Origin of the sequence: Mycobacterium sp. E136, assembly GCF_001666865.1 — a bacterium.
In the GTDB taxonomy this organism is placed as follows: domain Bacteria; phylum Actinomycetota; class Actinomycetes; order Mycobacteriales; family Mycobacteriaceae; genus Mycobacterium.
Window position 1 is genome coordinate 1 of record NZ_LZJE01000065.1, and the last position, 11,670, is coordinate 11,670.

The 11,670-nt window shown below is 68.4% G+C and carries 11 protein-coding genes; 6 read left to right on the forward strand and 5 right to left on the reverse strand.

Translation table 11 applies throughout. The annotated features are described in order from the left end of the window. Nucleotides 1-1,280: septum formation family protein (locus A5698_RS04820; RefSeq protein WP_156670615.1), on the reverse strand; the 1,280-nt coding region annotated here is incomplete at its 3' end. A gap of 93 nt (nt 1,281-1,373) precedes the next feature. Between A5698_RS04820 and serS the strand changes: the two genes are divergently transcribed. The 3 genes from serS (at nt 1,374) to A5698_RS04835 (ending at nt 4,434) form a co-directional block, all read left to right on the forward strand. Then, nucleotides 1,374-2,633: a serine--tRNA ligase gene (serS, locus tag A5698_RS04825; RefSeq protein WP_068293896.1), complete on the forward strand. Its 1,260-nt coding sequence runs from the start codon at nt 1,374-1,376 to the stop codon at nt 2,631-2,633. A 77-nt stretch (nt 2,634-2,710) separates the two neighbouring features. Continuing rightward, a complete protein-coding gene (locus A5698_RS04830; protein ID WP_068293899.1) occupies nt 2,711-3,859 on the forward strand; it encodes a zinc-dependent alcohol dehydrogenase in 1,149 nt (382 codons plus the stop codon). Between the two features lie 11 nt (nt 3,860-3,870). Then, a complete protein-coding gene (locus A5698_RS04835; protein ID WP_068293902.1) occupies nt 3,871-4,434 on the forward strand; it encodes a hypothetical protein in 564 nt (187 codons plus the stop codon). Here A5698_RS04835 and A5698_RS04840 read toward each other — a convergent pair. Then, a complete protein-coding gene (locus tag A5698_RS04840; RefSeq protein ID WP_068293905.1) occupies nt 4,431-4,763 on the reverse strand; it encodes a hypothetical protein in 333 nt (110 codons plus the stop codon). The genes A5698_RS04835 and A5698_RS04840 overlap by 4 nt on opposite strands. Next, entirely contained in the window at nt 4,760-6,310 is a 1,551-nt protein-coding gene (locus tag A5698_RS04845; protein WP_068293907.1) for an MBL fold metallo-hydrolase, read from the reverse strand. The genes A5698_RS04840 and A5698_RS04845 overlap by 4 nt, the downstream gene beginning before the upstream one ends. A 161-nt stretch (nt 6,311-6,471) precedes the next feature. Here A5698_RS04845 and A5698_RS04850 point away from each other — a divergent pair, with 161 nt between their 5' ends. The 3 genes from A5698_RS04850 to A5698_RS04860 are packed head-to-tail and all read left to right on the forward strand — an operon-like array spanning nt 6,472 to nt 8,821. Continuing rightward, nucleotides 6,472-7,248, forward strand: coding sequence for a lysophospholipid acyltransferase family protein (locus A5698_RS04850; protein WP_068293910.1), 777 nt, complete (start codon nt 6,472-6,474; stop codon nt 7,246-7,248). A 5-nt stretch (nt 7,249-7,253) separates the two neighbouring features. Then, a complete protein-coding gene (locus A5698_RS04855) occupies nt 7,254-8,009 on the forward strand; it encodes a lysophospholipid acyltransferase family protein (RefSeq protein ID WP_068293913.1) in 756 nt (251 codons plus the stop codon). Continuing rightward, a complete protein-coding gene (locus A5698_RS04860; protein ID WP_068293916.1) occupies nt 8,006-8,821 on the forward strand; it encodes a Cof-type HAD-IIB family hydrolase in 816 nt (271 codons plus the stop codon). The genes A5698_RS04855 and A5698_RS04860 overlap by 4 nt, the downstream gene beginning before the upstream one ends. A 3-nt stretch (nt 8,822-8,824) precedes the next feature. On the opposite strand, the gene A5698_RS04865 is transcribed toward A5698_RS04860, so the two are convergent. Both A5698_RS04865 and A5698_RS04870 read right to left on the reverse strand, forming a co-directional pair. Further along, nucleotides 8,825-10,444: an N-acetylmuramoyl-L-alanine amidase gene (locus tag A5698_RS04865; protein ID WP_068293917.1), complete on the reverse strand. Its 1,620-nt coding sequence runs from the start codon at nt 10,442-10,444 to the stop codon at nt 8,825-8,827. 130 nt (nt 10,445-10,574) lie between these two features. Beyond that, on the reverse strand, nt 10,575-11,465 hold the full coding sequence (locus A5698_RS04870) for a hypothetical protein (protein ID WP_067086478.1): 891 nt from the start codon (nt 11,463-11,465) through the stop codon (nt 10,575-10,577). Nucleotides 11,466-11,670: the final 205 nt, after the last annotated feature.

Sequence of the window (11,670 nt, forward strand, 5' to 3'; positions counted from 1 at the left end):
TTCCTGGGTGGGCCGCCCCCACCCGCTCCGGGTGCGCCGCCCTGGTGGACGTCCGCGCCCTGCTGGCCGTGGGTCGACTGCTCGTCGCTGTCGTCGCTGGAGCTGCTTCCACTACTACTACTGCTGCTGCTGCCGCTGGAGGTCTGCCCGCTGGTGACCTGCGACGAGCTCGGCGAATCGTCGTCGGTGATCGGGATCGGCGGGAAGTTCAGCCGCTCCTCGGGGATGTCCGGCGGCGGCACCGGCGGCTGCCCGTTGATCAGCAGGGGGCCCTTGGCGCTGTTGAGCAGCGTCGACCAGCCGCCGTTGCCCAGCGTCGCGCCGATGCTGCACGACACCTGGCGGCTGCCCGCCGACCAGCTCGGCAGCGAGATCGTGCTGTAGATCAGCGTCAGCGTGGTGCTGCGCAACTCGATGGGCGCCAGGTATGCGTCCGTCATGCGGGTGCACGCGTCTTTGATGAAGCCGTCCTGCTCGGGTTCGGGCGGCAGGCCGCCGGGGAACTTCTCGGCGAGGTTCACCGCGCCGGTGACCTCCATCGCGTGCGGCGCCGCACAGTCGACCGGGATGTCGGTGGGCTGGTTCGTCGTCGGGTCGATGCCGAGGCAGGTGCCCGCCGGCCACACCTTGGACTGGTCGACCTCGGCGACCTTGCCCGCGAAGGCCAGCTGCTGATTGTTCGGGCCCGGCAACTGCAGCCCGCACAACATCCGGCGTTCACCGGACTGGCGCCAGGCCTTGTCGCCCGACCACAGCATGCTCACCGTGAAGCGGCTGTTCGGGTCGAAGCGCGGGCCCAGGTAGTTCTTCACCGCCGTGGAGCACTGCTCCTGGCTGATCTGCTGGATGCGGGTGCTCGACGGCGGCGCGGCCTCCGGCCCGTACTCGCTGCCGGGGAAGGTCCGCATGTCGACCGACTCGGCGACCTCGAACCGGTGCTCCTTGCCGCAGTCGACGATCTCGGCGGCGTCGGGCGTGCGGTCGGGCCAGTTGAGGCAGTCGCCCGCCTTGGCGTGTTCGAACGTCGCGTTGCCGCGCGGGCCGAGAGAGATGGTGCTCGCGGTCAGCCCGCTGGCGCCCTCGGTCTGCGGCAGGGCGGTGATGAGCCCGGCGATCAGCAACCCGCCCAGCGCGGTCAACACGAGCGCCCGGCGCGTCGGCGTGGCGTGCAGACTGGTCCACCACGCCACCCGCTCCGACGCCGGGGTGTCGCCGCGCTGCAGATCGGCGTGTTCGTCCTCGCCGATTGGGCGATCGGGTGCGTCCAACATCTGCTCCATTGTGACAGGCGTGTCAGGTGCTGTGACAAGTGATGCAGTTGTAAAGTTATGCGGTTGTGCTGGCCAGGGGGGTGGACCAGTAGGGTTGCGCCCGTGATCGACCTCAAGCTGCTGCGCGAAAACCCGGATGCGGTCCGTGCCTCGCAACGCGCCCGCGGAGAAGACCCCGGCCTCGTCGACGCGTTGCTCGAGTCCGACGCCGCCCGCCGGGCCGCGGTGTCGGCGGCCGACAACCTGCGTGCCGAGCAGAAGGCCGCGAGCAAGAAGGTGGGCAAGGCGTCGCCGGACGAGCGGCCCGCACTGCTCGAGCAGGCCAAGCAGCTCGCCGAGAAGGTCAAGGCCGCCGAGGCCGAACAAGCCGAAGCCGCGCGGGCGTTCACCGCGGCCCACATGGCGTTGTCGAACGTCATCATCGACGGGGTGCCCGCGGGCGGCGAGGACGACTTCGTCGTGCTCGACACCGTCGGCGAGCCGCCACGCCTCGACAACCCGAAGGATCACGTCGAGATCGGTGAGTCGCTGGGGCTCATCGACCTCGAACGCGGCGCCAAGGTCTCCGGCGCGCGCTTCTACTTCCTCACCGGTGCCGGCGCCCTGCTGCAGCTGGGCCTGCTCCAACTGGCGGTGAAGCTGGCCACCGCGAACGGCTTCACGCTGATGATTCCGCCGGTGCTGGTGCGCCCCGACGTCATGGCGGGCACCGGTTTCCTCGGCGCGCACAGCGACGAGGTCTACCGGATCGAGGCCGACGACCTCTATCTGGTCGGCACCTCGGAGGTCCCGCTCGCCGGCTACCACGCCGACGAGATCCTCGACCTGTCCGACGGACCGTTGCGCTACGCGGGCTGGTCGTCCTGCTTCCGGCGCGAAGCCGGAAGCCACGGCAAGGACACCCGCGGCATCATCCGCGTGCACCAGTTCGACAAGGTCGAGGGCTTCATCTACTGCAAACCCGAGGACGCCGAGGCCGAACACGAGCGCCTGCTGGGCTGGCAGCGTCAGATGCTGGCCGCGATCGAGGTGCCCTACCGCGTCATCGACATCGCCGCGGGCGACCTCGGATCGTCGGCGGCACGCAAATTCGATTGCGAGGCTTGGGTTCCCACGCAGCAGACCTACCGCGAGCTCACCTCGACGTCGAACTGCACGACGTTCCAGGCGCGCCGCCTCGCGGTGCGGTACCGCGACGAGAACGGTCGCCCGCAGACCGCCGCGACGCTCAACGGAACCTTCGCCACGACGCGGTGGCTGGTGGCGATTCTGGAGAACCACCAGCAGTCCGACGGCAGCGTGCGGGTGCCTGCCGCATTGGTCCCCTACGTCGGCACGGATCTGCTGACGTCCGCCAAGTAGTCGTCGCGCCGGAGTCGGGTGTTTCGCGTGCCTCCACAGGGGTAAAGCGATCGCATCCCGACTCTAGGAGGCACGCCGTGAAGGCGATGGTTTACCGCGGCCCGTACAAGGTACGGGTGGAAGAAAAGGACGTTCCGCCGATCGAGCATCCGAACGACGCGATCGTGCGGGTGACACTCGCGGCCATCTGCGGTTCGGACCTGCACCTCTACCACGGCATGATGCCGGACACCCGGGTCGGAATGACCTTCGGCCACGAGTTCATCGGTGTCGTCGAGCAGGTCGGCTCGTCGGTGCAGAACCTCAAGGTCGGCGACCGAGTCATGGTGCCGTTCAACATCTTCTGCGGTTCCTGTTACTTCTGCGCCCGCGGACTGTACTCGAACTGCCACAACGTCAACCCGAACGCGACGGCTGTCGGCGGGATCTACGGCTACTCGCACACCTGCGGCGGCTACGACGGCGGGCAGGCGGAGTTCGTCAGGGTGCCGTTCGCGGACGTGGGCCCGGCAATCATCCCGGAGTGGATGACCGACGAGGACGCGCTGATGTGCACCGACGCGCTGGCCACCGGCTACTTCGGCGCGCAACTCGGCGACATCGTCGAGGGCGACGTCGTCGCCGTGTTAGGGGCCGGACCGGTCGGCCTGTATGCCGCGAAGTCAGCGTGGCTGATGGGGGCGGGCCGGGTCATCGTCGTCGACCACCTCGAGTACCGGCTGGAGAAGGCCCGCACCTTCGCGCACGCGGAGACCATCAACTTCGCCGAATGCGATGACATCGTCGTCGAAATGAAGAAGACCACCGGCTATCTCGGCGCCGACGTCGCGATCGACGCGGTGGGCGCCGAGGCCGACGGCAACCTGCTGCAGCACGTGACCGCTGCCAAGCTCAAGCTGCAGGGCGGTTCGCCGGTTGCGCTGAACTGGGCGATCGACGGCGTCCGCAAGGGCGGCACGATCTCGGTGATGGGCGCCTACGGTCCGATCTTCTCCGCGGTCAAGTTCGGCGACGCGCTGAACAAGGGGTTGACGCTGCGGATGAACCAGTGCCCGGTCAAGCGACAGTGGCCCCGGTTGTTCTCGCACATCCAGAACGGCTATCTCAAGCCCAATGACATTGTGACGCATCGTATCCCGCTCGAACACATCGCCGAGGGATACCACATCTTCTCCGCCAAGCTCGACGACTGCATCAAGCCGGTCATCGTGCCCAACGCCGCCTGAAGGGGATCATCATGACCTATACCGCCGACCATCCACCCGTACCGACCTCCGACGATCTGCGGGCGCGCATCCCGGGTTGGGGCGTAGACCTCGACCCGGCCGACCGGCCTTCGGTGCCGAAGCTCAAGGCGATGGACACCGGCGCCCGCTGGGACTTCCCCGAGCGCCAGCCCGAGAAGTGGCCCCGCGAACGCTCCATCGAACATCAGTTCCTGACACCGGTTTTCGGCACGTCGACGCCGCCGCGCGGACTCTCGGGCGCGATCCGGCGCTACTCCTACCGCAAGTACAGCGAGGGCCGCGCCGCGCACTGGCTGCTTCTGATTTTGGCCGACCGCGTCGACGCCGTCGAGCACCATCTCCAGTCGCTGGTCAGCCTGCGCCCCGACAACCCGATCACCGAGACCGGCGTCAAGACCGAGTTCACCCACAACGGCCTGGCCGCTCGGGGGAAAAGCAAACGGGCCGATGCCAATCACATGTGGTTGGACCCCGTGCTGGTGGCCGGTCCGTGGGTGGCGACGGCGGGAGTGGGGCTGCTGACCGCGCGGCGGCTGCGGCGAAGCGGCCGTTAGTCCTTGAGCAGTTCGTCGAGCACCTCGATGAACTGGTCGGGGTGCTCGGGGGTGAACGCCGGGCGCCAGCGGTTGCCGTCCACGTCGAGGGTGACGAGGGTGGCTTTCAGCGGGCGTCGCACATCCAGTGGCAGCCAGCGCTGCAGATCCGAACTGCCCCAGAAGCGGTAGCGGTGCATCCAGTCTAACGGTGAGGCCGTGTATCCGCGGATCGCGCGCAGCGGGATGATCTTCGATGTGCCGGACGGGAAGTGGTAGCGGCGCAGCGTGACCGCCTCCCGGTCCACCTGGATCATGCCGTCGTCGTAAAGCTGTTGCGGGGCACTCACTTCCGTTCACTCCGCAGTTCGTGCCCCTTGGTGGTCAGGCAGCGGCCGTTCTGCAGGTTCCACTGCCACCCGTGCAGATTGCAGGTCAGTGTCGAGCCCTCCACCACGCCGAACTTCGACAGGTCGGCCTTCAGATGTGGGCAGCGCCGCTGAATCTCCCATCCGTCCAACGTGATCGAGGCGGTGTCGTCGTGCGCCTCGGCGAACCAGCCGTCGGCGTAGGCTATCCGCTCGTCGGTCAGGCACTTGAAGAAGGTGTAGAGGTACTCGTTGTACCCGCCGACCCGCCAGGCACGGAACCGGGTGGACAGGAAGATGGTGTTGACCCAGTCCGGTTCGTTGTCACGGAGCACGGTGCGCACCAGCTCCGGCGGGATCGCGAAGCCGTAGCGGAACTTCTCCTCGGGAATCGGTTCACGCACAACCCGTTTCGGAAAGTCGAGTACCACCGTCTCGGCGCCGAGCCGCAGCTCGACCGGGTATCCGATGCCGTCGCAGATCTGGTCGCTCTGGATCATGATCGGTTCGAAGGCGGTGCGCAACGGCTCCAGCAGCGACTCGCCCGCCGCATCGGCCCAGCTCGCCTTCTCCGCGGCCAGCACCGGCGCCATCCGCTCGGCATAGTCGGCGATGTAGTCGGCCTTGCCGCTGGTGAAGATCGATTCAACCTCGTCGTCGGGCCGCGGGTGCGTCAGCGAATCCAATTGTGAGCCGGTGAAAGTCGCGGTCGAACCGGGGATCATCAGCAGCCCGCCGTCGTGGCCGTGCGTGCGCATCTGGTCCAGGAACACCACCTGGTCGGGGAAGATGTTGGCCGGATCCCCGTGGTCGTCGTTGAGGTCGCGCAGCTCGGGGTCGAGGAAGCAGGGCGGACCCGCGGACGGGATGACCCACGTGGCGCCCACCTGGGCGATGTACTGACGGCACCGGTCCATCTGGCGCTGACGCTTCTGCACACCGAACGCCTCCTTGGCGCGCGCGGGCATGTCGTAGACCATCGGGTACCAGATGGCGCCGGAGTACTGCAGCATGTGGACGTCGACGTGGCCGAAGTCGGCGTGCACGACGTCGAGGTCGACGGGGCGTGCGTCGTTCATGTTGAAGGCGACCGTTTCACCGTCGTCGACGACGAGGCCCGAGTCGCCGATCGGGCCGTCCGCAGGGGCGCGCAGCGCGACGATCATCACACCGAGGTCGCCCTTGGGTCCCGACACCGTGTGGCGCACCGAGTCGGTGGTCTCGAAGAACCGGTGGAACCCCAGCTTCTCGAGCTCGCGGCGCAGATCGGGCACCGGGTAGTCCGGCAGCAGCACCGTCGCGTCCTTGTTGACGTGCTTGCGAAGCAGCTTCGGGTCGAAGTGGTCGCGGTGCAGATGCGAGACATACAGGTAGTCGCAGTCGCCGAGCGCATCCCAGTCCAGCCCGCTGTTGTCGGGGAATGGGAACCACGACGCGAAATACGCCGGGTTGACCCAGGGATCACACAGGATGCTCCCGGCCGCGGTGTCGATGCGGAATCCCGCGTGGCCGATGCTGGTGACCTGCACAAATACCCTTTCTGCGAATGTGGTTGCCCGCGGCGAGTCTATCCCGCCGACCGACCCTCCTCGTGCCACGCGCGACACACCGCCACCGCGCGCCTGCGCCCCACCGCGCGGGTTGTCGGCACCGGTTCGGCGGGCGCGGCCGCGCGACTAGGCTGCCTGATGTGGAACCCGTATACGGCACCGTCATTCAGCTAGCGCGGCTGATCTGGCGCGTGCAGGGGCTCAAGTTCACCGTCACCGGTGTGGAGAACCTGCCCACCACAGGCGGCGCGGTCGTCGCCATCAACCACACGAGTTATTTCGACTTCACCTTCGCCGGGCTGCCCGCCTACCGGCAGGGCCTGGGGCGCAAGGTCCGCTTCATGGCGAAGAAGGAAGTCTTCGACAACAAGATCTCCGGTCCGATCATGCGCAGCCTGCGGCACATCGAGGTGGACCGCGACAGCGGCGCCGACTCGTTCTCCCAGGCCTGTCTCAAGCTCAAGGAAGGCGAACTGGTCGGCGTCTATCCCGAGGCCACCATCAGCCGCAGCTTCGAGATCAAGGAGTTCAAGTCCGGAGCCGCCCGCATGGCGATCGCCGCGGGTGTGCCGATCGTTCCGCACGTCGTGTGGGGTGCGCAGCGGATCTGGACCAAGGGCCACCCGAAGAAGATGTGGCGACCTAAGGTGCCGATCTCGGTCGCGGTCGGCGAGCCGATCGAGCCGACGCTGCCCGCGGCGGACCTGACGGCGCTGCTGCACTCGCGGATGCAGCACCTGCTGGAGCGGGTGCAGGACGAGTACGGCCCGCATCCCGCCGGCGAGTTCTGGGTGCCACACCGGCTGGGCGGGGGCGCGCCGACGCTCGCCGAGGCCAACCGCGTGGACGCCGAGGAGGCGGCCGAGAAGGCCGCGCGGCGCGCCCAACGTCCGGATCCCAGCGGGGCACCGGGGTAGCGCTCATGGAGCCCGTCTTCTACTCGCTCGAGGTTCTGGTCAAGGCGGCGGTCCGGATCGACGGACTCAAGATCACCTACCGCGGACTGGAGAACATCCCCGCCAGCGGCGGCGCGGTGATCGCGATCAACCACACGAGCTACGTCGACTGGCTGCCCGCCGCTCTGGCGGTGCACTACCGCAAGCGTCGCCTGCGTTTCATGATCAAACAGGAGATGCAGGAAGTGAAGGTCATCAACTTCCTGATCCGCCACACGGGCACGATCCCGGTGGACCGCCACGCGGGCGCCGGGGCGTACGCGGTCGCGGTGGAACGCCTGCGCGCCGGCGAGCTCGTCGGCGTGTATCCGGAGGCCACCATCAGCCGCAGCTTCGAGCTCAAGGATTTCAAGACCGGAGCCGCGCGCATGGCCCGCGACGCCGACGTGCCGATCGTCCCGCTCATCGTCTGGGGCTCACAGCGGGTCTGGACCAAGGACCATCCCCGCCACCTCGGCCGCACCAAGATTCCGATCACGGTGCAGGTGGGTAACCCCATACGGGCCGGCGAGACGATGGAGCAGACATTGCAGGACCTGCGTTCGGCGATGACCGAACAGCTGCACGAGGCGCAGCGCGACTACCCGCACCCGCAAGGGGCGTACTGGGTGCCGCGCCGCCTGGGCGGCTCGGCGCCGACGCTGGACGAGGCGAAGGCGCTCGATGAGGCGGAACTGGCCGAGCGCGCCCGCAAGCGTGCGCTGCGCGAGGCGAAGCGATGACGTTGCCTCTGCTGATCGCCTCCGATGTGGACGGCACGCTGCTCGACGACGACGAGAAGGTCTCGCCGCGCACGAAGGCCGTGGTGACCGCCGCGGTGGAGGCGGGGACGAAGTTCGTGCTCGCCACGGGGCGTCCGCCGCGGTGGGTGCAGCCGGTCGTCGACGCGTTGGGGTTCGCCCCGATGGCGGTGTGCGCCAACGGTGCCGTGCTCTACGACCCGGCGACCGACCGCATCGTCTCCGCGCACACGCTGAGCGCCGATCTGCTCGGTGAGCTCGCCGACATCGCCACGCGGGTCATCCCTGGCGCGGGCCTGGCCGTCGAGCGGGTGGGCCGCAGCGCCCACGACGCCGCGACCCCGCAGTTCGTCAGCTCACCCGGCTACGAACACGCGTGGCTCAACCCCGACAACACCGAGGTGTCGCTCGAGGACCTGCTCAGCGCGCCCGCGATCAAACTGCTCGTCCGCAAGGCCGGTGCGCGCAGCGCCGACATGGCCGCCGCGCTCGCCGAACACGTTGCGGGCATTGGGGATATCACCTATTCGACCAACAACGGCCTTGTCGAGGTGATGCCGTCGGGCATCAGCAAGGCCACCGGTGTGGCCGACGTGGCCCGGCCGCTGGGCATCTCCGCCGAGGAGGTCGTCACGTTCGGCGATATGCCCAATGACGTGCCGATGCTCGAATGGGCGGGGCTGGGCGTCGCGATGGGCCACGCCCATCCTGAGGCGCTGGAGGCGGCCGACGAGGTCACCTCGACCAACAACGACGACGGTGTCGCGCGCGTGCTCGAGCGATGGTGGATGTAGCTCTCAGGGGCTGATCGGCGGTGTGAACCGCTCGAGTTGGACGGGCGGGGCGTCAATGGCGGGCTTGGGCAGTTCGACCGGGATGCCGTCGAAAACCCTTGTCACCGTGCCCTTCTCACGATCGAAGTTGAGCGTGCCGTGCTGGAAGTTCTGCACGATCCACAGCGGCTCTCGGATCTCCCCACTGGTGGGCAGGCCGAGCGCTCCGCGTTCGAAACCCAGTGCTCCCCAGGCCTTGTAGATCTCCCCGGTGACCGGTTCGGCGCCGCTCTCCGGCGACCAGTAGATCGCGCCGCGCTCGAACGTGACGTAGCGGGCGCCGCCCTCACCGGAGGCCTCCAGCGACGTCGGCCTGCCCAGCGGGCTGTTCATTGCGCCCATGGTCTCCCACTTCGCGAAAATGGCGCCCCCGCGCAGTGATTCGGACAAGTCGTCGGGTCCCGGCGGCTGGTTGAAGCGGGCAGCGATGTCGCGGATGTGGTCCATCAACAGGTACGCCGCATTACCGGGGCACTCCGTGGCGCCGACGTCGCGATGGGTGAAGATCGCGGGCAGCAGGGGTGTCGCACCCGTCGGGAACTTCGAGAACGACCCGCCGGCGGAGGCCAGCACGACGGTGCCGCGCGGGTCGACGTGGTCGAGGCCGAGGCGCCAGCCCAGCAGGCGTGCCGTCGTGCGCAGTTGAACCGGCGTCGGCGGCACCACCTCGAAGTTGCCCATCATCGCCACACCCCATGTGTCGCGGTTGAATCCGCCGGTGTGCGCGCCCTCGACGGGTCGGGTGATGCCGCCCGCGCGACCCTCGAAGACCTGCCCGAACTTGTCGACCAATGCGTTGTACGCGATGTCGCACCAGCCCAGGGTGCGGGTGTGGTACTCGTAGATCGAGCGGACGATTCCCGCCGAATCCTCCGGCGCGTATTCGTTGCTGCCGGCGGTGTGGTGCACGATACCCGCTCGAATTCCCAAGTCGAACTGGGGATTTCCGCATCGCATCGACTCGTCGGCGCCCCACTGCGCCCGGTTGATGATGTTCGGGGGCACGCCGGGCGCGTTCACCGCCGACGGGCGGGGCAGCGTGTCGACGGGCGGTGCCTGCGGCGGGCTGATGAGCACGGCGTTGAGGTTCTGGCCGAACGGTTGCTCCGTGTTGGCCGGGACGTATCCCAGTCCCTCGACGGGTTTTGGCGCGGTCTCGGGGGTCTTTGGGGCATCGGCTGGCCGGGTGACCGCGATCTGCACCGTGGTGGTGCGGCCGACGAACACCGGCTCGGTTCCGGCCGGCCCGGCCGACGGAGTGTCGGGTCCGACGCCCTCGAGGGGTTCGGCGTCGTACCACGGCCCCCAGCTGCCGTCGGCCTTCTTGGCCCGCACCCGTGCCGTCGTGCCGGTGAAGTCCTGCGCCGTCAGCGCCACCATCGAGAACGGGGTGTCCTGGTGGATCTCGCGGATGGTCTCACCGCCGCCGAGACCGGTCAGTGGACGCTGCGCCAGTTGGGGCGCCTCGATCGATGCCTCGTCGCCGCGGTCGCCGGGCGGTCCGAACAGCGCCATCGGCAGCGCCACGACAGTCGCCGCAAGCGCGGTGAACAGCAGCGACGCTGCGGGACGGCGAGTCGGCACGGACTGATGTTACGTATGTGCCGGGTGGTGCTAGTGGTGCGACACGGTCCGAAGCCGGACTAATCGACGGCAGACCTGCACCGGCACCGCAGAGCCTTCAGGCTTCTGCGGTGCCGTTTGGTGACAGGTTTCAGGCGCCGGGCGCGGGCGCCGGCACGGGGGCCGGGACCGGAGGCGCGGCAGGCGGCTTGGCCGCCGACATAATCGCAGGCATCACCATGCCCTTGAGCAGGTCGATCGCCTGGCCGGCGCCGAGCTGATCGGCCATGGAGGACAGCTCGCCGATGATGCCGCCGTTGCCGGTCGTGCCGGTCGCTGCGGGCATCGTCGCCAGCGAGGGGTCGCCGAGGATCGGGTAGGTCCCGGCGGCCGGGTCCAGCCCGATCGGCGCCGCGATCGGCACCTCACCGGGGGCGGGAAGGCCGGACGTCGACGAGATCGGCGACGCGCCGAGGGCCGGGTCGGTCAGCGCCGGCGGGGTCGACAGGCCCGGCGTGGTCAGCCCGGCGTCACCGGTCGGGCTGGTCAGCGACGGAGTCGACAGTGCCGGGTTGGTCAACGCGGGGTTCGACAGCGCCGGATCGGTCAGCGAGGGAGCGGTCGCGGTGGCCCCCGGAACCGTGGCGCTCGGCACGCTCAGGCTCGGAGAGGTCAGCCCGGGGGTGCTGAGGCCCGGCGCGGTCAGACCGGGCGACGTCAGCTCGGGCGTGGTGAGGCCCGGTGTGGTCAGACCCGGAGAGGTCAGCGTGGTGGGCGAGCTCGAACCCGTTCCCCCCAGGATGCCGGTCGGCATCGGGGGCATGTTGATCCCGAACTGCGACAGGCCCTGGCTCAGAGCGGACATCAGCTCGTTCGGCAGATCCGTGATCGTGGCCGCCTGGACGAACTCGCGGTGCTGAGCGGCCGGCTCGGTGGCCTCCGTCAGCTCGGTCACGGCGACTACTGCGGCGGGACTCGCGACTGCCAGGGCCAGGACTGCGCTCGTGGCTGTCGACAGCCTGCGTCGACGTCGGTTCGGCACGGAAGTCTCCTCAATACATGGGGTACGACTACTAGTTCGTCGCTTCGTGGTTCGGCTAGGCGATTCTGGTGAACAGCCCAGGTCCTGCGCTGCCGGCGGTCGAAGCCGACGTGATCGACGGTACTGATGTGACTAGTGAGACGAAAGTGACGATATGTAATCGTGAGCCGATCGCAATATTCGGCTGCTGTCGGATTCGGGCGGT